The 18736-nt window shown below is 75.6% G+C and carries 19 protein-coding genes; 14 read left to right on the forward strand and 5 right to left on the reverse strand.

What is annotated here, in order from left to right:
- A complete protein-coding gene (locus FVA95_RS01210) occupies positions 1 to 1746 on the reverse strand; it encodes a DEDD exonuclease domain-containing protein (RefSeq protein WP_149662539.1) in 1746 nt (581 codons plus the stop codon).
- 148 nt (positions 1747 to 1894) lie between these two features.
- On the opposite strand from FVA95_RS01210, the gene FVA95_RS01215 reads away from it, so the two are divergent.
- Entirely contained in the window at positions 1895 to 3388 is a 1494-nt protein-coding gene (locus FVA95_RS01215) for an NYN domain-containing protein (RefSeq protein ID WP_149662540.1), read from the forward strand.
- A 4-nt stretch (positions 3389 to 3392) separates the two neighbouring features.
- Here FVA95_RS01215 and FVA95_RS01220 read toward each other — a convergent pair whose 3' ends face one another.
- Positions 3393 to 3722, reverse strand: a complete 330-nt coding sequence (locus tag FVA95_RS01220; RefSeq protein WP_020621586.1) for a hypothetical protein — start codon at positions 3720 to 3722, stop codon at positions 3393 to 3395.
- A gap of 416 nt (positions 3723 to 4138) precedes the next feature.
- Between FVA95_RS01220 and FVA95_RS01225 the strand changes: the two genes are divergently transcribed.
- Positions 4139 to 5281 carry a glycosyltransferase family 4 protein gene (locus FVA95_RS01225; protein WP_149662541.1) on the forward strand — a complete coding sequence of 381 codons (1143 nt, stop codon included), beginning with the start codon at positions 4139 to 4141 and terminating at the stop codon, positions 5279 to 5281.
- Between the two features lie 29 nt (positions 5282 to 5310).
- Here FVA95_RS01225 and FVA95_RS01230 read toward each other — a convergent pair whose 3' ends face one another.
- The gene (locus tag FVA95_RS01230; RefSeq protein WP_149662542.1) at positions 5311 to 7155 is read right to left on the reverse strand and encodes a long-chain fatty acid--CoA ligase; all 1845 of its coding nucleotides are present in this window, start codon (positions 7153 to 7155) and stop codon (positions 5311 to 5313) included.
- Between the two features lie 207 nt (positions 7156 to 7362).
- On the opposite strand from FVA95_RS01230, the gene FVA95_RS01235 reads away from it, so the two are divergent.
- Genes FVA95_RS01235 through FVA95_RS01260 form a run of 6 tightly spaced genes read left to right on the forward strand, consistent with a single transcriptional unit; the run spans position 7363 to position 11685 of the window.
- A complete protein-coding gene (locus tag FVA95_RS01235) occupies positions 7363 to 7779 on the forward strand; it encodes a polyketide cyclase / dehydrase and lipid transport (RefSeq protein WP_149662543.1) in 417 nt (138 codons plus the stop codon).
- Positions 7780 to 7781: 2 nt separating this feature from the next.
- Positions 7782 to 8576: a metallophosphoesterase gene (locus FVA95_RS01240; RefSeq protein ID WP_149662544.1), complete on the forward strand. Its 795-nt coding sequence runs from the start codon at positions 7782 to 7784 to the stop codon at positions 8574 to 8576.
- A gap of 20 nt (positions 8577 to 8596) precedes the next feature.
- Positions 8597 to 9034 carry an SRPBCC family protein gene (locus FVA95_RS01245; protein WP_149662545.1) on the forward strand — a complete coding sequence of 146 codons (438 nt, stop codon included), beginning with the start codon at positions 8597 to 8599 and terminating at the stop codon, positions 9032 to 9034.
- Positions 9035 to 9077: 43 nt separating this feature from the next.
- A complete protein-coding gene (locus FVA95_RS01250; RefSeq protein ID WP_149662546.1) occupies positions 9078 to 10325 on the forward strand; it encodes an ArsA family ATPase in 1248 nt (415 codons plus the stop codon).
- Positions 10322 to 10702: a hypothetical protein gene (locus FVA95_RS01255; RefSeq protein WP_149662547.1), complete on the forward strand. Its 381-nt coding sequence runs from the start codon at positions 10322 to 10324 to the stop codon at positions 10700 to 10702. The genes FVA95_RS01250 and FVA95_RS01255 overlap by 4 nt, the downstream gene beginning before the upstream one ends.
- An 8-nt stretch (positions 10703 to 10710) precedes the next feature.
- On the forward strand, positions 10711 to 11685 hold the full coding sequence (locus FVA95_RS01260; protein ID WP_149662567.1) for an ROK family protein: 975 nt from the start codon (positions 10711 to 10713) through the stop codon (positions 11683 to 11685).
- 3 nt (positions 11686 to 11688) lie between these two features.
- On the opposite strand, the gene FVA95_RS01265 is transcribed toward FVA95_RS01260, so the two are convergent.
- Entirely contained in the window at positions 11689 to 12189 is a 501-nt protein-coding gene (locus tag FVA95_RS01265) for a DUF308 domain-containing protein (RefSeq protein WP_149662548.1), read from the reverse strand.
- Positions 12190 to 12374: 185 nt separating this feature from the next.
- Between FVA95_RS01265 and FVA95_RS01270 the strand changes: the two genes are divergently transcribed.
- From FVA95_RS01270 to FVA95_RS01280, 3 genes are read left to right on the forward strand one after another with little or no spacing between them, the layout of a single operon-like run.
- The gene (locus FVA95_RS01270) at positions 12375 to 13130 is read left to right on the forward strand and encodes a 1-acyl-sn-glycerol-3-phosphate acyltransferase (protein ID WP_149662549.1); all 756 of its coding nucleotides are present in this window, start codon (positions 12375 to 12377) and stop codon (positions 13128 to 13130) included.
- 26 nt (positions 13131 to 13156) lie between these two features.
- Positions 13157 to 13657 (forward strand): polyadenylate-specific 3'-exoribonuclease AS, encoded by a 501-nt coding sequence (locus FVA95_RS01275; protein ID WP_149662550.1) that lies wholly within the window; start codon positions 13157 to 13159, stop codon positions 13655 to 13657.
- Positions 13658 to 13685: 28 nt separating this feature from the next.
- Complete coding sequence (locus FVA95_RS01280; RefSeq protein ID WP_149662551.1) at positions 13686 to 15089, forward strand: class II 3-deoxy-7-phosphoheptulonate synthase; 1404 nt, start codon at positions 13686 to 13688, stop codon at positions 15087 to 15089.
- Positions 15090 to 15217: 128 nt separating this feature from the next.
- On the opposite strand, the gene FVA95_RS01285 is transcribed toward FVA95_RS01280, so the two are convergent.
- Positions 15218 to 16234: a LacI family DNA-binding transcriptional regulator gene (locus FVA95_RS01285; protein ID WP_161992155.1), complete on the reverse strand. Its 1017-nt coding sequence runs from the start codon at positions 16232 to 16234 to the stop codon at positions 15218 to 15220.
- Between the two features lie 117 nt (positions 16235 to 16351).
- On the opposite strand from FVA95_RS01285, the gene FVA95_RS01290 reads away from it, so the two are divergent.
- From FVA95_RS01290 to FVA95_RS01300, 3 genes are all read left to right on the forward strand, one after another.
- A complete protein-coding gene (locus FVA95_RS01290) occupies positions 16352 to 17329 on the forward strand; it encodes a nucleoside hydrolase (RefSeq protein WP_149662553.1) in 978 nt (325 codons plus the stop codon).
- The gene (locus FVA95_RS01295) at positions 17326 to 18453 is read left to right on the forward strand and encodes an MFS transporter (RefSeq protein WP_240051188.1); all 1128 of its coding nucleotides are present in this window, start codon (positions 17326 to 17328) and stop codon (positions 18451 to 18453) included. Before FVA95_RS01290 ends, FVA95_RS01295 begins: the two co-directional genes overlap by 4 nt.
- A 109-nt stretch (positions 18454 to 18562) precedes the next feature.
- On the forward strand, positions 18563 to 18736 hold a 174-nt coding region (locus FVA95_RS01300; RefSeq protein ID WP_149662471.1), incomplete at its 3' end, for a leucine zipper domain-containing protein.

Consider the following 18736-nt stretch of genomic DNA (forward strand, 5'->3'; position numbering starts at 1 on the left):
TCAGACCCCGGCCGGTTCGTCGGGGGAACGGTCACCGGTGCGGTGCGAGGCCTCCCGGGCCCGCTCGGCCCAGGTGCGCCAGGCGCCCCCGCCCCACGCCGGCTCCGCCCACGGCGGGTCGCAGTACACCAGCCGGGTCCCGCCGCTGGTGAGCCAGCGGTGCAGGATCCGGACCTCCTCCGACGGGGCCCCGCGCAGCGGTCCGTCGCCCGGCAGGACCGTCTGCGCGCCGGCCCGCAGCGCCTCGACGACCGGCATCGGCCGAACCCCGCGCGGCGCGGTGCCCGCCGCGGCGAGCCGTCCGTGCCGCAGCACGGCGAGCTCCCAGCCGCCCCGGCCGTCGGGCCGGGCGCCGACCAGCTCGTCGATCCCCGCGAGCGCGGCCAGGGTGGTGCCCCGGTCGACCCCGGCGGCCAGCGTGGCCAGCCGGTCCCGGGCCCGTGCAGCGGCCTCGTAGCGCCCGCCCGCGGACCGGTCGTCGACCTCGGCGGCCAGCACCCGCAGCGGGCCGTCGTCCCTGCCCGCGACGAGGTGACCCCAGGCGTGCACGGCGGGCGCGTAGTCCTCGGCCGGTTGCAGACCGGCGCACGGCGCGGCGCAGCGGCCCAGCTCGTGCAGCGCGCACGGTGTCGCCGACGGGTTCCGGGCCGGGATGCGGATCGTGCACCGGCGCAGCGGCAGCGCGTCCAGTGCCGCGTCGAGCACGTCGGTCGCGGCCCGCTGCGACCCGAACGGGCCCAGGGCGCCCGCCCGCGGGGTGGCGACGACCGACAGCCGCGGGAACGCCTCCGCCGTCGGCACCACCCAGTAGGCCCGGCCGGGGTTGCGCGAGCGCCGGTTGTAGGGCGGGCGGTGCGCGGCGATGAGGGCCAGCTCGCGCACCGAGGCCTCCAGGGCGTGCGCGCAGACCACCGTGTCGACCTTCTCGGCGCTGGCGAGCATGTCCCGGACCCGGCGGCGCTTCTCCCCGGCGGTGAAGTACGACCGCACCCGTCGGTGCAGGTCACCGCTGGTGCCGACGTAGAGCACCTGGCCGTCGCCGCCGCGGAACAGGTACACCCCGGGTGCGGAGGGCACGTCGTTCGCCAGGTGCCTGCGGCGGCGCTGGGTGGTGGTGGGCCGGTGCGGGGCCCGGTCCCGCACGAGCTGCAGCAGCTCCTCCAGACTCTGCACACCCAGGTTCCCGATCCGCTCCAGCAGGTGGTGCAGCACCTCGACGGTCGCCCTGGCGTCGGTCAGCGCCCGGTGGTCCGGGGTGGTGGCACACCCGAAGTGCCGGGCCAGGACGCCCAGCTTCACGCTGGGGCACTCGGCGTGCGGCAGCACGGCACGGGCGAGCCGCGCGGTGCACAGGACCGGGGGGCCGGGCCAGGGACGGTCGAGGCGCTCGCAGGCGGCCCTGAGGAACCCGGCGTCGAACGGGGCGTTGTGCGCCACCAGGACCGAGCCGCGGAGCATGTCCAGCACCGACGGCAGGACCGCCCCCAGCGGCGGTGCGCCGTGCAGCATCGCCGTGGTGATGCCGGTCAGGCGGGTGATGTCGGCCGGGATCGGCACGCCCGGGTCGACCAGGGTGCCGAGCTCGGAGATCCGGCTGCCGCCGCGGACGGCGACGGCGCCGACCTCGGTGATCGCGTCGGTCCGGTGGCTGCCGCCGGTCGTCTCCAGGTCCACCACGCAGAAGGTGACGTCGCGCAGCGGCGTGCCCAGCTCGTCGAAGGTGAGCTGCGGGGAGCAGGAGGTCACGCCCGCACCGTAGCCGCCGGGTCCGACAGTATGTTCGAACGCCCGGCCGGGACCCGGGCGAGCCCAGCGCCGCCACCGATCGGGCACGCCCCGTACGGGGACGGCCGCGCCGACGGCGGTCCGGGGCGGGCGGGGATAACCTGGAGAGATGGCGCACGACGACACGGAGCGACCGGAGCCCACGCGCTCCGGGCCGCCGTCGTGCGCCGAGGACGGTGCCCGTGACGGGGAGGGCACCGCGGGACCGGCCGTAGGCGACTGGCCGGAGCTGCCCGCCCCGCTGCGGGCCCGGCTCGCGGAGATCGCGGGCACCGCGCTGGGCGGGCTGCCGCCCGGGGAGGTCCCCACCCCGCTGCGCCGCTTCGCCCGGTTCACCCCCGCCAAGCGGGCCCGCCTCGGCGGGCAGGTGCTGGTGGCCCGGCTCCAGCAGGACGCGGCGTTCCGGGCCGCGGTGGTGGCCTGGTGGGCCGAGAACCGGCCCGGTGAGCTGGAGCTTCCCGAGACCTCCGCGCCACGGCCCACCGACGACCCGTCCCCGGACGGGACCGGCGCGCCCGCCGGGGACGCCGGAGCCGCGGAGGGGCCCGGGCCGCTGCCCGCGCCCGTCGACAAGCTCGATGCGGCCGCGGTCGCGCTGCTCACCGCCGATCCGCTCGCGGACCGGCGGGTCGCCGAGGTGGGACAGACCGCGGACCTGGCGAACCTGCGCGCCGAGCGCGACGAGGCACTGGCCAAGGTCGACAAGCTGACCGCCGAGCTCGAGCGGGCCCGGGCAGAGCTGGTCGAGGAACGGGAGCGGGCCCGCGCGCTCGTCGGCGAGCGGGAGATCGAGTACCAGCAGATGCGCCGCCGGGTGAGCGACCAGGGCGCCCGGCTGCGTGCGGCGCTCGACGCCCGCAGCCAGCTGGAGGAGGAGGTCGCGCGGCTGCGCGGCGGCGTCGACGAGGAGCTCGCCCGGGCCCGCGCCGAGACCGCCGCCGAGCGCGAGCGCGCCGACCGGGAACGCCGCAGGGCCGAGGCCGCGGCCGGTCAGGTCGCCGCCGCCCGCCAGGCCGCCCGCGAGGCCCGTCGCGGCGACGAGGTGCGCCTGGAGCTGCTGCTCGACACCGTGAGCGGCGCGATCTCCGGTCTGCGCCGCGAGCTCGACGTCGGCGCGGGCGGACCGCGGCCGGCGGACCTGGTCGCGGGCACGGGCGACCGCGCGGCGGGCGCACGCGTCGCGGCACCCGTCGACGGGCTGGCCGCGCTGGACGCGCTGCTGAGCGTGCCGTCGGTGCACCTCATCGTCGACGGCTACAACGTCAGCAAGACCGGTTATCCGGACCTGCCGCTGGCCGACCAGCGCTCCCGGCTGGTGGCCCAGCTCAGCGCCCTGGGTGCCCGCACCGGGGCCGAGATCACCGTGGTGTTCGACGGCGCCGCGGTGATCGCCGCGCCGGTGCGCGGCAGCCGCGGGGTGCGGGTGCTGTTCAGCGACGCCGGGGTGATCGCCGACGACGTCGTCCGCGACCTCGTCGCCGCCGAACCGGCGGGCAGGCCGCTGCTGGTGGCGACGTCGGACCAGGAGCTCGTGCGCTCGGTGCGCCGCCGGGGCGCGCACACCGTGGCGTCCGCGGTGCTGCTGCGCCGCCTCGGCGGCTGACCGGTCACCCCACGTCACGGTGCCGGGTCCGGCGCCCGGCCGGCGGGACCACCGGCATCGGCAGCGTGGTGCGTGCCGGTGCGCCCGGCTCGACCAGACGCAGGTGCGGGATGAGGCCGCCCTCGGCCAGCACCTGCAACGCCCGGCGCTCCGGCTCGGCGAACTCCACCGGGGCCCCGGCCGTGGCCACGCTCGTGTCCACCGAGCCGGCCGGCAGGTCGACGGGGAGATAGGGGATCGGTCGGTCGTCCTCCGGGACCTCCAGCAGCACCCCGATGACGCAGTCACCGCACGCGGCACCGCGGACCTCGCAGCGATCGCAGTCGACGATCATGGCTCCTCCTTCGTCGGACCCGAGGTGGTCGAGTACCGCGGACGCTAGGGGAGGGGTCCGACAGAATGGCCGCGCCGGAGAAATGCCGGGCCGGACCGTCACCGCGGGCTGCCCCGCTCGTTCACCTGAACAGCACGACATCCTCACCAGCTGTCCCGTCGAGCGACCAGCACCACTCCTGCGGAGCAGTGCCTCGCCGGCGGGCGACCGCTCCGGTCACGCAGCGGTGAGGACGCGGAACTCGTCCGCTCCCCGGAGTGTCGGACGGCGGCCCGCATCCCCGACGCGCCGCGCGCGTGCGGAGCCGCCGTCCCGACCCCGCCGCTCCGACCCCGCCGCTCCGACCCCGCCGCTCCGACCCCGCCGCCCGGGTCCACCGGGGGCCGCCACCCCGTCGGGGACTAGCGTCGCCGACCGTGGCGCGCACGCTGCTGGTGACCAACGACTTCCCGCCCCGCCCCGGCGGCATCCAGTCCTACCTGTCCGACCTCGCCCGCGCGCTCCCGCCGGAGACCCTCGCCGTCCACGCGCCCGCCTGGCGCGGCGCCGCCGCCCACGACGCCACGCTGCCGTTCCCCGTGCACCGGCACCGGTCGTCGCTGATGCTGCCGGTCCCCGAGATCGCCCGGCGCGCCGCGGAGCTGGCCCGCGAGCACGACGCCCGGACCGTCTGGTTCGGCGCGGCCGCGCCGCTGGGGCTGCTCGGCCCGTACCTGCGCCGCCACGCGGGGGTGGAGCGGGTCGTCGCCACCACGCACGGCCACGAGGTCGGCTGGTCGATGCTGCCCGGCGCGCGGCGGGCGCTGCACCGGATCGGCCGGGACGCCGACGTCGTCACCACGGTCTCGCGCTGGACCCGCGGCCGGCTCGCCGGTGCGCTCGGGCCGGACGCGGCCGTCGAGGTCCTGCCGCCGCCGGTGGACACCGTGCGCTTCGCGCCCGACCCGGCCGCCCGCGCCGCGGTCCGGGCCCGCTACCGGCTCGGGGATGCACCGGTGGTGTCGTGCGTCTCCCGGCTGGTGCCGCGCAAGGGCCAGGACGTGCTGGTCGCGGCGCTGCCGAGGATCCGGGCGCGGGTGCCGGGCGCCCGGCTGCTGCTCGTCGGCGGCGGGCCCTACCGGGACCGGCTGCGCGCGCTGGCGGCCCGGGCCGGGGTCGCCGACGCCGTGGTGGCCACCGGTGGGGTGCCGGCCGCCGAGCTCGCCGCGCACCACGCCGCCGGGGACGTGTTCGCCCTGCCGTGCCGCACCCACCTGGGCGGGCTCGACGTCGAGGGGCTGGGGATCGCGCTGCTGGAGGCCGCGGCGTCGGGACTGCCCGTCGTCGCGGGGGACTCCGGCGGAGCACCGGAGACCGTCGAGGACGGCGTGACCGGCCACGTCGTGGCGGGACGGGACGTCGCCGCCGTCGCCGACCGGGTCGCGGACCTGCTCGCCGATCCCGCCCGCGCGACGGCGATGGGCCGCGCCGGGCGGGCCCGCGTCCGTCGGCTCTGGGGCGGACCGTCGTCGGCGGCGCGGCTGCACGGCTTCCTGACCGGCGACGACGGGCCGCGCTGACCGCACGACCCGGCGCCGCCGGTGGAGGGTCAGCCCTTGTCGGCGGTGGTCCCCGCGTAGAGCGCCTCGATCTCGTCGGAGTAGGACTCCACGACGACCTTGCGCTTGACCTTCATCGTCGGCGTCAGCTCGCCGCCCGCCTCGCTGAAGTCGTGCGGCAGGATCGTGAACTTGCGGATCTGCTCGGCCCGCGAGACGGCCTGGTTGGCGTCCTCGACCGCGGCCGCGATCTCACCGCGCAGCTCCGGGTCGTCGACGAGGTCGGCGGCCGAGCTCCCGTCACCGGCGGGCTTGCCGTTGCGTTCGCGCCAGCCCGGCAGGGCGTCCGGGTCGATCGTGACCAGCGCGGAGATGAACGGCTTCTGGTCGCCGATCACGATGCACTGCCCGACCAACGGGTGCGCCCGCAGGCGGTCCTCGAGCACGGCCGGGGCGACGTTCTTGCCGCCCGCGGTGACGATGATCTCCTTCTTGCGGCCGGTGATCGTGAGGAAGCCGCCGTCGTCGAGCTCGCCGATGTCACCGGAGTGGAACCAGCCGTCGGACTCCAGGGCCTCGGCCGAGGCCTGCTCGTTGTCCCAGTAGCCGCGGAAGACGATGTCGCCGCGGAGCATGATCTCGCCGTCGGAGGCGATCCGGACCGCGCAGCCGGGCACCGGGCGTCCGACCGAGCCGACCCGCTGGGCGTCGAGGGTGTTCAGGGTGATGCCCGCGGTGGTCTCGGTCAGGCCGTAGCCCTCCAGGACCGGCAGGCCGATGCCGCGGAAGAAGTGGCCCAGCCGCGCACCCAGCGGCGCCGACCCCGACACCGCGGCCTTGACGTTCCCGCCGACGGCGGCGCGCAGCTTGCCGTAGACGAGCTTGTCGAACAGCGCGTGCCGGGCCTTGAGCAGCAGCCCCGGGCCGCCCGCGTCGAGCGCCTCGGAGTAGGCGATCGCGGTGTCGGCGGCGGCGTCGAAGATCTTCCCCTTGCCGTCGTTGTGCGCCTTGAGCCGGGCCCCGTTGTAGACCTTCTCGAACACCCGCGGCACGGCGAGCAGGAAGGTCGGCCGGAACTCCGCCAGGTCGGGCAGCAGGTTCTTGACGTCGGGCGTGTGCCCGACGACGGTGCGGGTGGCCAGGCAGCCGCACTGGATGGCCTTGCCGAACACGTGCGCGAGCGGCAGGAACAGCAGCACCGAGTCGCCCGGCTCGAACAGGTGCGGGATCGTCGCGGCGATCGTGCGGATCTCGGAGAGCATGTTGCGGTGGGTGAGCTCGCAGCCCTTGGGCCGGCCGGTCGTGCCCGAGGTGTAGATCAGGGTGCACAGGTCGTCGGCGCGCACCGCGCCCCGGCGCTCGTGCACCACGGCGTCCGGGGTGTCCGAACCCAGGCCACGCAGCTGCTCCACCGCAGAGGGGGCGTCCGGGGCCGACCCGGCGGGCTCGATCTGCCACACGGTGCGCAGCGACGGCAGGTCCCCGCGGACCTTCTCCAGCGCGGCGGCATGGTCGGCGGTCTCGACGACGATCCCGACCGCGCCGGAGTTCGACACGATCCAGGAGATCTGGTCCGGCGAGGAGGTCTCGTAGATCGGGACGGTGACCCCGCCCGCGGCGAGGATCGCGTAGTCGAACAGGGTCCACTCGTACCGGGTCCGCGACAGCAGCGCGACCCGGTCCCCGGCCTGCACACCCGCGGCGATCAGCCCGGCCGCGATCCGGGTCACCTGCTCGGCGAACTCGGCCGCGGTCACCTCCGACCAGGTCCCGTCCGTGGCCTTGCGGCGGTAGAGCACGTCCGACGGGTGCTGCGCGGCATTGTCGAACACGGCGTCCGAGAGCGATTCCTCGTCTCCCACTGACACCGCGGCGGGAACGCTGTACTCACGCACGGGGATCGACCTCCTGGCGGCCTCGACAGGCTGAGAACACGGTCGCCGCGACGGCTGCGGCGACACCTTCCGGCAGAACCTACCGGAGAGTAGGGTCCGCGTACATCGAACCGGACATACCGGATCGACGAGCTGATCCGCCGGTCCGGCCCGGCCCGCGACGGTACCCGTGACCGGGGCCGTCGCACGGGGTGGCACGCTGACCCGGTGCCCGCGATCGACGTGATCGACGAGACCTTCCTGGCCGTGCCCCGCGAGCGGGTCGCGGCGGAGTTCGCCGACCCGGCCCGGTGGCCGTCGTACTGGCCCGACCTGCGCCCCGAGGTCGCCCACGACCGCGGACCGGCCGGGCTGCGCTGGACCGTGACCGGCGCGCTGGTGGGGACCATGGAGGTCTGGTGCGAGCCGGAGGGCGACGGCACCGTCCTGCACTTCTTCCTGCGCGCGGACCCGGACGGCCCGCCGCCCCGCGGGCGGCTGCGGCGCCGCCGGTGGCTGCGCGCGGAGTCCGACCGGCGGCACCGCGCGTTCAAGGCGCACGCCTTCGCGCTCAAGCGGCGCCTGGAGGGCGGGCGCCCGGCGGGCGTCGCGCCGTCGGCGTTCCGGCCGGACCGGACGGCCTGAGCGTGCGGCTGCACGTCGTCACCGACGTCCACGGCGCCACCACGCCGCTCGCCCGCGCCGCCGAGGGTGCCGACGGCGTGCTCGTGCTCGGTGACCTGCTGGAGTTCATCGACTACCGCGACCCGGCCAACGGGATCATCTCCCGACTGCTCGGGTCGGAGGTGGCCGCCGAGTTCGGCCGGATGCGCCGGATCGGGGCGCCGCGCGCGCAGATGCTGGGCCTGCTGGAGCGTTCCTGGGCCCGGTTCACCGACCCGGCGGCCGCCGTCGCCGAGGCCGTCGCCGCCCAGTACGCCGAGGTCTTCGGGGTACTGGGCGGGCTCGGGGTGCCGGTGTGGGCGATCCCCGGCAACGTCGACGTCCCCGACGCCTGGCCCGACACCGAGGGCGTCACCCGCGCCGACGGACGGGTGGTCGAGATCGGTGGCCGCCGGTTCGGCTTCCTCGGCGGGGTGCCGCTGCCGCCCGGGGTCGACCCGCGCCGCACCGGCCCCTGGCAGCCGCACTTCGTGTCCCACGAGGAGTGGACCGCCCGCCTGGACGCGCTCGGCCAGGCCGACGTGCTGTGCACCCACGTCCCGCCGGCGCTCCCGGGCCTGACCTACGACGTCGTCACCCGCCGCGCCGAGATCGCCAGTGCCCCGCTGGCCGCGCGGATCCGGGCCGAGCAGCCCTCGCACGCGCTGTTCGGCCACGTGCACCAGCCGCTGCGCCGGCGCACCCGGGTCGGCCGCACCGAGTGCGTCAACGCCGGACACTTCCGTGCCCACGGCACGCCCTACGTGCTCCGGTTCTGACCACCGGATAGCCTCCCGCCATGGCCGACGCGACCTCGTCCTCGATCCACATCGACGCCCCGCCGGAGCGGGTCATGGCGGTGATCGCGGACTTCGCGTCCTACCCCGAGTGGACCGACCAGATCACCAGCGTCGAGATCCTCGACGCCGGTGCCGACGGCCGCGCCCACCAGGTCCGCTTCGCGATGGACGCCGGGGCCATCAAGGACACCTACACCCTCGACTACGACTGGGCCGCCGACGACCGCTCGGTGTCCTGGACGCTGGTCAAGGGCGGGATCCAGCGCGCCCAGGACGGCGCGTACCGGCTGGTCGGCGACGCCGGCGGCACCACCGTCACCTACGAGCTCAGCGTCGAGGTCAACTTCCCGATGATCGGGATGCTCCGTCGCAAGGCAGAGAAAGTGATCATCGACGCGGCCCTGAAGGGGCTCAAGCGCCGCGTCGAGAAGGGCTGAGCCGGTCGGCGGCGACCCGGACACGATCGTTAGGCTCCGCGCTGTGCGCGTGGTGCTCTTCACCGGCAAGGGCGGGGTCGGCAAGACGACCCTGGCCGCCGCGACGGCCGCGCACGTCGCCGGGACCGGGCGGTCGGCGCTGGTCGTGTCCACCGACCCGGCGCACTCCCTCGGCGACGCGCTGGACGCCGAGCTGGGCGCCGATCCCACCGAGGTCACCGACAACCTGTGGGGCGCCCACATCGAGGCCCGCCACCTGCTCGAGGGCGCCTGGGGAGACCTGCAGGGGCACCTGCGCACGATGCTCGCCGGGGCCGGGGTGGACGAGCTCGTCGCCGACGAGCTGACCGTGCTGCCCGGCGTCGAGGACCTCCTCGCGCTCGTCGAGGTGCAGCGCTTCGCCGACTCCGGCCGCTTCGACGTCGTCGTCGTCGACTGCGGACCGACCGCGGAGACGCTGCGGCTGCTCACCCTGCCCGAGGCACTGTCGGGCTACCTGGAGCGGCTGTTCCCCGCGCACCGGCGCGCCGTGCGCGGTCTGGTCGCCGGACTCGCCGGCGCGAAGGCCGACGGCGCGGGCTGGGAGCGCACCGTCGACGCGCTCGGTGTGCTGGCCGAGCAGCTGCGCGGCCTGCGCGGCCTGCTCGCGGACCGCGCCCGCACATCGATCCGGCTGGTGCTGACCCCGGAGCGGGTCGTCGCGGCCGAGACCCGCCGGACCCTGACCGCGCTCGCGCTGCACGAGCTGCGGGTCGACGGGCTGCTGGCGAACCGGGTGATGCCGGGTCCGCCGCCGTCGCTGCGCGGGCCCGCCGCCCGCTGGCTGCGCGAACGTGCCGCCGAGCAGCAGTCCGTGCTCGCCGAGCTGGGCGAGCTCGGCGCTGACGTGCCGGTCACGGCGGTCCGCTACACCGCCGCCGAGCCGACCGGCGTCGCCGCCCTGCGCGAGCTGGCCCACTCCGTCTACGGCGACGACGACCCCGCGGGCACGGCCGACGACGCCCCGTCGCGGCCGCTGATGGAGCTCCGGCGCACCGCCGGTCACGGGGTCTCCGCCGACACCGAGTTCGAGCTCGACGTGGCGCTGCCCGGCGCCCAGGACGCCCCGCTGGACCTCGCCCGGGTCGGCGACGACATGGTCGTCGGCATCGGGTTCTCCCGGCGCGTGGTCTCGCTGCCGTCGGTGCTGCGCCGCTGCGAGGCCACCGGCGCCCGGCTGGAGGGCCACGGCTCCGACGCCCGCCTGGTGATCTCCTTCGTCCCCGACCCGGGCACCTGGATGACCTCGTGAGCGGCCGCGACACCCAGGGCGGCACCCACTGCGGCACCCACGGCGCCATCCCGGAGGACCTGCGGGTCACCGCGGTGGCGCTGCTCGACAGGCTGCGCACCGCCACCGAGGCCATGTCGGACTCGCTGCAGGCCACGGGCGTCGACCCCGGCCCCGGCGCCGCGGGCTCCTGCACCGCCTGTCCGGTGTGCGCGCTGATCGCCGTCGTCCGGGGGGAGCGCTCGGAGCTGGTCACCCGGCTCGCCGACCACGCCACCGGACTGCTCGCGGTGCTCGTCGCGCTGTTGGAGGAGGCCGCCCCGCCCGCGCGCCGGGAGTCCCGCCGGCCGCAGGGCAGCGGTCGCTCGGTCCAGCGGATCGTGGTGCACCGGACGTGAGCCCCCGGATGTCCGACGTCCGCACCATCGGGGTGGACGTCGGGGGCACCAGCGTGCGTGCGGGCGTCGTCGACGCCGAGGGCGGGATCCTCGACACCGCCTCCGCGCCGACCCCGCGCACCGACGACACGCTGGAGGCCGCCATCGCCGGTGCGGTCGAGGAGCTGCGGCGCCGGCACACCGTGGCCGCCGTCGGGCTCGCGCTCGCCGGGTTCGTCGACGCCCCGCGCGGGCTGGTCCGCTACGCCCCGCACCTGTCCTGGCGCGACGCCCCGGTCGCCGAGCGGATCGGCGACCGGCTCGGCGGGATCCCGGTCCTCGTGGAGCACGACGCGAACTCCGCCGCGCTCGCCGAACGCCGCTACGGCGCCGCGGCGGGCGCGTCGGTGGCACTGGTCATCGCGCTGGGCACCGGGATCGGCGGTGCCCTGCTGCTCGACGGCGAGCTGTACCGCGGCGCACACGACGTCGCGCCCGAGCTCGGGCACCTGCGGGTCGTCCCGGAGGGGCGCGCCTGCCCGTGCGGCAAGCGCGGCTGCTGGGAGCGCTACTGCAGCGGGACCGCGCTCGGCGCCACCGCGCTGGAGATGCTCTCGGGCGGCGACGTGCCCGGCCCGTCCGGCCTGGCCCGGGAGGCCGCCGTCGACCCGGGGCGGATCACCGGCAAGCGGGTCGCCGCCGCCGCCCGCGAGGGCGACCCGGTCGCCCGAGCCGCCCTCGACGACATGGGGCGCTGGCTGGGGGAGGGGCTCTCGCTCGTCGCGGACGTCTTCGACCCGGACCTCGTGGTGATCGCCGGCGGGGTGTCGGCGTCGGCGCCGCTGTTCCTCGACGCCGCCCGCGAGCACTACGCCCGCATCCTCACCGGCGCGGGCAACCGGCCGCTGGCCCGGATCCGGACCGCGCAGCTCGGCGCGGCCGCCGCCGTCGTGGGCGCGGCGACGCTGGCCCGGGAGAGCCTGCGGGCCGACGCCCGGCGCTGAGCGCTACAGCCGCGAGCCGTCGTCCCAGGGGTCGGGGCCCTCGTCGGTGTCCGGGCTCCACAGCCGCAGCAACAACCAGCCCAGCCCGGCCGCGATGAGCACCAGCCCCAGCGGCAGCGGCCAGGTCCCGCCGACGCCGACCAGCCCCGGCGCGACGCACAGCAGCAGCCCCACCGCGATCAGCCCACCACCCACGACGGCCGGGGGGCCCGGCCGCGGCAGCGGCGGCGGCTCCGGCGGGTGGTAGTGGTCCTCCGGGGCGGTGTCGGCCCCGCCTCCCGGGGGCGGGACCGCGGGGCCCGGCCGGTGCACGGGGCGGTCCGCCGCGGCGCCCGTGGCGTCGCCGGCGTCACCGGTGTCGGAGCGGTCCGCACGGTCGGCCCGCTCGACGGGTTCGGCGGGCCAGTCCGGCACCGAGCCCTCGTCGCGCCAGGCGGAGACGATCGCGTCGAAGTCGTCGTCGGGCCGGTCCTCGCGGTCACGCGCGGGGTCTGCGGAGCTCATACCGGTCCGTCCCTCCCCGCTCGCGGCGGCTCCCATCCTGTCACGGCCGGTGTCCCGCCCGACACCGCCCACGGGTACGCGCGGGCCACCGAGGGGGCGCCCGGCCACGGTGACCACAGCCCCGTTGTGAGGAGGTGTCGACGCTCCGTAGGCTGTCGCCGAAGTCGGTAGGGAGGCAGCGCAGGGTGCTGTACTGGTGGTCCAAGTTCGTGCTGCTCGGCCCGTTGATGAGGCTGTTCTGCCGGCCGGAGGTGCGCGGTGCCGAGAACGTGCCCGCCGACTCCGGCGCGATCCTCGCCAGCAACCACCTCGCGGTGGCCGACTCCTTCTTCCTGCCGCTGATGCTGCCGCGGCGGGTGACCTTCCTCGCCAAGCGCGAGTACTTCACCGAGCCCGGGATCCGCGGCTGGTTCAAGAAGCAGTTCTTCACCGGCGTCGGGCAGGTCCCGGTGGACCGGTCCGGCGGGTCCGCGGCGCGCGCCGCGATGGACACCGCGGTGCGGCTGCTGAACGAGGGCAAGCTGCTCGGGATCTATCCGGAGGGCACCCGCTCGCCCGACGGGCGGCTCTACAAGGGCAAGACCGGCGTCGCCCGGATGGCGCTGGAGGCCGGCGTGCCGGTCATCCCGGTCGCCATGGTGGGGACCGACAAGGTCAACCCCATCGGCTCGAAGATGTGGCGCCCGCGCAAGGTGCGGATCGTGATCGGCGAGCCGCTGGACTTCTCCCGCTACGAGGGCATGGCGGGGGACCGGTTCATCGAGCGCTCCATGACCGACGAGATCATGTACGCGCTGATGGAGCTGTCCGGGCAGACCTACGTCGACCTGTACGCGGCGTCGGTCAAGGAGAAGGCCGCGGCCGGTGCGCCGCCGCCGGCCCCGTCGCGCCAGAGCCTGCCGCGGCCGGACGCGAACGTGCCCGACTCCCGCGCCTCCTGACCGGCTCCGGTAGACAGGACGGCACCATGCGCTTCTTCTACGACACCGAGTTCATCGAGGACGGCACGACGATCGACCTGGTGTCGATCGGGATCGTCGGCGAGGACGGCCGCGAGTTCTACGCCGTGTCCACCGAGTTCGACCCGGACCGGGCGGGCAAGTGGGTGCGGGCCAACGTCCTGCCCAAGCTGCCCCCGCCCAGCGACCGGGCCTGGATGTCGCGGGCCCGGATGCGCGAGGAGATCCTCGACTTCTGCACCGGTGCGCCCGGCGACGTCGAGCTGTGGGCCTGGATCGCCGCCTACGACCACGTGGCGCTGTGCCAGCTGTGGGGCGCGATGCCTGCGCTGCCGCGCCCGATCCCGCGCTTCACCCGCGAGCTGCGCCAGCGGTGGGAGGACGCGGGCCGCCCGGCACTGCCCCCGCCGCCCGCCCAGGCGCACGACGCACTCGCCGACGCCCGGCACAACCTGCGGCGCTGGGAAGTGATCGCCGAGACCCTCGCGACGGGGGCCGCGCCCCGGTAGCGATCGGCCGCGGCCTAGGCTGGACCACGTGAACTGGTCCGTCGACGCGCCGATCGACGTCCTCCCGGAGCTGCCGCCGCTGCCCGCGGACCTGCGCTCCGCGCTGGACGACGCGCTCTCCCGCCCTGCCGCCCAGCAGCCCGAGTGGCCCGACCCGTCGCAGGTGGGCGACGTGCGGAAGGTCCTCGAGTCCGTCCCGCCGGTGGTGCTGCCCCCGGAGGTCGACCGGCTGCAGTCCCGGCTCGCCGACGTCGCGAACGGCGAGGCGTTCCTGCTGCAGGGCGGCGACTGCGCCGAGACCTTCGTCGACAACACCGAGCCGCACATCCGGGCGACGATCCGCACGCTGCTGCAGATGGCCGTCGTCCTGACCTACGGCGCCTCGATGCCGGTGGTCAAGGTCGGCCGGATCGCCGGGCAGTACGCCAAGCCGCGCAGCTCCCCGATCGACGCGGCCGGGCTGCCGTCCTACCGCGGGGACATCGTCAACGGTCTCGCCCCGGACGCGGCGGGCCGGATCCCGGACCCGTCGCGCATGGTGCGTGCCTACGCGAACGCCTCCGCGGCGATGAACCTGGTCCGCGGCCTGACCGCGACCGGGCTCGCCGACCTGTCCAAGGTGCACGACTGGAACAAGGACTTCGTCCGCACCTCCGCCGCGGGCGTGCGCTACGAGGCCGTCGCCGCCGAGATCGACCGCGCGGTCCGCTTCATGGACGCCTGCGGGGTGCGCGACCACAACCTGCACCAGGTCGAGTTCTACGCCAGCCACGAGGCGCTGCTGCTGGACTACGAGCGCGCCATGCTGCGCCTGGACCTCGAGCGCGACCCCACCGGCGGGGAGGCCCCGAAGCTCTACGACCTGTCGACGCACTTCCTCTGGATCGGGGAGCGGACCCGCCAGCTCGACGGCGCGCACGTCGCGTTCGCGGAGCTGCTGGCCAACCCGATCGGCATGAAGATCGGCCCGACGACGACGCCCGACCAGGCCGTCGAGTACGTCGAGCGGCTCGACCCGCACAACCGCCCCGGCCGGCTGTCGCTCATCTCCCGGATGGGCAACGACAAGGTCCGTGACGTGCTCCCGGCGATCGTCGAGAAGGTCACCGCCTCCGGGCACAAGGTCATCTGGCAGTGCGACCCGATGCACGGCAACACCCACGAGGCCTCGACCGGCTACAAGACCCGGCACTTCGACCGGATCGTCGACGAGGTGCAGGGCTTCTTCGAGGTGCACCGCTCGCTCGGCACCCACCCCGGCGGCATCCACGTCGAGGTCACCGGCGAGGACGTCACCGAGTGCCTCGGCGGTGCGCAGCGGATCTCCGACACCGACCTCGCCGGCCGGTACGAGACCGCCTGCGACCCGCGGCTGAACACCCAGCAGAGCCTGGAGCTGGCGTTCCTCGTCGCGGAGATGCTGTGGGGCTGACCTGCCGCCCTCGATCAGTACCCGTCGATCAGTACCTCAGCGCTGTCCCGGCCGGTCCGGACCGCGCTCAGGTGCTGATCGACGAGAAGCGAGCCGCTCGCACCCCGACGCGCGGGGTGCCACCGGGCTCAGGCGCCGGTGCTGGCCCGGGCCGCCAGGCGCGACGGCAGTCGGGGGGCGACGCCGTAGCCGTCGGCGCCGGCCAGCACCCCGGCCAGGCGCTGCGCGGCGGCCCGGCCGAGCTCCTCGGCGGGCAGTGCCACGCTCGTCAGCGCCGGCGCGGTCACCTGCGAGTACGGCAGGTCGTCGAACCCGGCGACGGCGATGTCCCCCGGCACGGCCAGCCCGAGCCGGTGCGCGGCGGCGAGGACGCCGTAGGCCATCGTGTCCGCCGCCGCGACGACCGCGGTCGCCCCGGCCGCCCGCCAGCGCGGCAGTGCCTCGGTGCTGACGTCGGCGGCCGAGTCGAGGGTCAGCCCGGCCCGGGTGCCGTCGTCGAGGACCCGCAGGCCGTGCGCGGCGGCGACCCGGGACAGCAGCTCGCGGCGCACGGTGAAGGTGGCCGAGGGCGTCGACCCCTCCAGATAGGCGATCATCGTGTGCCCGGCCGCGGCGAGGTGCGCGACCAGCGCGCGCACGCCCGGCTCCAGGTCGAAGGTCACCGTGGCCGCGCGGCTCTCGAAACCGGGGGCGTCCATCAGGACCATCGGCGGGCCGCCCGGCTCGAGGTCGTCGAGGAACGTGGGCGACGGCGCGTGCACCAGCAGCCCGGCCGGCCGGAACGCCGCGACCCGGCGGACGTCGTCGGCGCCGGGCTGTTCGCCGCCCTCGATCACCGACAGCATCAGCGGGTGCCTGCTGCCCAGCGCCGCCCGGATCCCGGTGGTGACCCGCCCGAAGTAGGGGTTGGGGAGATCGGGGGCGAGCAGCACGACCAGGTCGGTGGTACCGCGGGCGAGCGAGCTCGCCGCGTGGTCGACCACGTAGCCCAGCTCGTCGACCGCGGCCCGGACCCGGTCGGTGATCACCTCCGACACCCGCCCACGCGACTTACCGTTCACCACCAGCGACACGGTGGACACGCTCGTCCCCGCCCGCCGGGCCACCATCGCCGCCGTCACCCGCCGGCCCACCGGTCCTGCCATTGGGCGAGCGTACCCGGACGCGCCACACATCAAGCGCTTGACGTCATGCGCTTGACCAGTCACGGTCGACACGTCCGGAGCCCCGGACGGCCGCGACGACGAGGTAGGACACCGGAGATGACCGAGAAGATCGTCCTGGACTGCGATCCGGGCCACGACGACGCGATCGCGCTGCTGCTCGCCCACGGCGACCCGCGGATCGAGCTGCTCGCCGTCACCACGGTCGTCGGGAACCAGACGCTGGACAAGGTGACGCGCAACGCACTGTCGGTCGCGACCCTGGCCGGGATCACCGGCGTGCCGTTCGCGGCCGGCGCCGACCGCCCGCTGCTGCGGGAGACCGCCGTCGCCGCCGACATCCACGGCGAGTCCGGGCTGGACGGCCCGGAGCTGCCCGCCCCGGCGTTCACCACGGTGGACACCCACGCCGTGGACCTCATCGTGGAGACCGTGCTCGCCCACGAGCCGGGCACGGTCACCCTCGTCCCCACCGGCGGTCTGACCAACATCGCGCTCGCCGCCCGGCGCGCCCCCGAGATCGTCGGACGGGTCAAGCGGGTGGTGCTGATGGGCGGCGGCGTCGCCGTCGGCAACCGGACCCCGGTGGCCGAGTTCAACATCGCCATCGACCCCGAGGCCGCCGCGATCGTGTTCGAGGCGGGCTGGGAGGTGGTCATGGTCGGGCTCGACCTGACCCACCAGGCGCTGGCCGGTCCCGAGGTGCGCCGCGCGATCCGCGCCGTCGGGACCGGCCCGGCGCGCTTCGTCGACGAGCTGCTCGACTTCTTCGCCGCCACCTACCGCGACGTGCAGGGCTTCGACGCCCCGCCGGTGCACGACCCGTGCGCGGTCGCCCACGTCATCGACCCGACGATCGTGCGGGCGTTCCCGATGCCGATCGTCGTCGAGACCGCCGGCCGGCACACCACCGGGATGACGGTCGCCGACCGGCGCGGCCCGGCCCCGCAGGGGTGCCGTACCCACGCCGCGCTGGAGCTCGACCACGCCCGCTTCTGGGAGCTGGTCGTGGACGCGCTGCGCACCATCGGCGACCCGGCCCCCGCCCTCCTCGCGGCAACGGAGCGGATCGCATGACCGCCCCCGACCGCCGCCCGGTCGTCACGCTCGTCGTGGCGGTGCTGGCTGCCTGCGTGGCGTTCCAGCTCAACGCCTCCATGCTCAGCCCCGCGCTGGTCACCATGGCCCGTGAGCTGGGCACCGACGACGCCACCGTCGGCCTGTCCCAGACGATGTTCTTCACCCTCGCGGCGATGTTCTCGCTGTTCCTGCCGCGGCTGTCCGACATCGCCGGGCGCCGCAGGGTGCTGCTGGTGATGCTCGCGGTCATGCTGGTCGGCAGCGTCGTCGCCGCCCTCGCCGTCAGCGTGCCGATGCTGTTCGCCGGGCGGATCCTGCAGGGCATCACCGGGCCGGTCGTCCCGATCTGCCTGCTCATGCTGCGCAGCGAGATCGCCGACCCGCGCCGCTACGGGGTCGTGCTCGGGCTGATCACCGCCGTCAACGGCGGCGTCGCCGGTCTCGACGCACTGCTCGGCGGCTGGCTGGCCACCCACCACGGCTTCCGCTCGATCTTCTGGGTCATCGCCGCGGTCACCGTCGTCGCGCTGGTGCTCGTCGCCGTGTGGGGTGTGGAGTCCCGCCCCTCGGAGGGCGCCCGGATGGACTGGCGCGGGGTCGTGCCGCTGGTCGTCGCGGTCGGCGCGCTGCTGCTGGCCTTCGACGAGGCCGCCGCGCTGTCCGACGCGAGCTGGGGTCTGGTCGCCGGGTACGCGCTGCTCGCCGTCGTCGCCGCGGTGGTGTTCTGGCGGCTGCAGGGCCGCACCGCGCAGCCGCTCGTCGCACCCGAGGACCTGCGCCGACGCGCGACCTGGGCCACGCTCGGTACCACGCTGCTGACCATGACCGGCGTGTTCGCCGTGGTCAACGGCCTGGTCGCCTCGATCGCCCAGAACCCCACGGCCGGGTTCGGGCTCGGCGCGGACCTCACCGCGCTGGCGCTGCTCGCCCCCTACGCCCTGATCGGCTGGCTGGTCGGGCCGTTCTCCGGTCGGCTGGCCCCGGTGCTCGGCTACCGCACGGTGCTGCGGGTCGGGCTGGCCGGCAGCGTCGTCGCCACCGTGCTGCTGGCGGTCGTGGGGGTGCACTCGTTCCCGGTGCTGGTCGTCGCGACGCTGCTGCTCGGCGTCACCTACGTGTGATGTCCAGGGAGGTTGTCCCGTCCGGGGGCGGTGAGTCTGGCTGACAGACGAAGGCCTCCGGTTGTGAAGTGGAGCTGTCGAGGAACCGCTTCACCCACCGGAGGCCTTCGTGTCCCACGCTAACGCCGCTCTGACCCCGCGCGCCCGGCTGCGGCTCGCTCAACTCGTCGTCGAGCACGGCTGGACCCACACCGCGGCCGCGACAATGTTCATGGTCTCCGCGCGGACCGCCAAGAAGTGGTCCGACCGCTACCGGGCCGAGGGGCCGGCGGGGATGGCCGAC

This window comes from Pseudonocardia sp. EV170527-09 (assembly GCF_008369905.1).
GTDB lineage: Bacteria > Actinomycetota > Actinomycetes > Mycobacteriales > Pseudonocardiaceae > Pseudonocardia.

Excerpts from the sequence above, each read along its gene's own strand:
- FVA95_RS01295 (WP_240051188.1), top strand. The coding sequence starts at position 17,326 with ATGACCGCCCCCGACCGCCGCCCGGTCGTCACGCTCGTCGTGGCGGTG.
- FVA95_RS01220 (WP_020621586.1), bottom strand. The coding sequence starts at position 3,722 with ATGATCGTCGACTGCGATCGCTGCGAGGTCCGCGGTGCCGCGTGCGGT.
- FVA95_RS01285 (WP_161992155.1), bottom strand. The coding sequence starts at position 16,234 with ATGGCAGGACCGGTGGGCCGGCGGGTGACGGCGGCGATGGTGGCCCGG.
- FVA95_RS01275 (WP_149662550.1), top strand. The coding sequence starts at position 13,157 with ATGCGCTTCTTCTACGACACCGAGTTCATCGAGGACGGCACGACGATC.
- FVA95_RS01215 (WP_149662540.1), top strand. The coding sequence starts at position 1,895 with ATGGCGCACGACGACACGGAGCGACCGGAGCCCACGCGCTCCGGGCCG.
- FVA95_RS01290 (WP_149662553.1), top strand. The coding sequence starts at position 16,352 with ATGACCGAGAAGATCGTCCTGGACTGCGATCCGGGCCACGACGACGCG.
- FVA95_RS01265 (WP_149662548.1), bottom strand. The coding sequence starts at position 12,189 with ATGAGCTCCGCAGACCCCGCGCGTGACCGCGAGGACCGGCCCGACGAC.
- FVA95_RS01260 (WP_149662567.1), top strand. The coding sequence starts at position 10,711 with ATGTCCGACGTCCGCACCATCGGGGTGGACGTCGGGGGCACCAGCGTG.
- FVA95_RS01245 (WP_149662545.1), top strand. The coding sequence starts at position 8,597 with ATGGCCGACGCGACCTCGTCCTCGATCCACATCGACGCCCCGCCGGAG.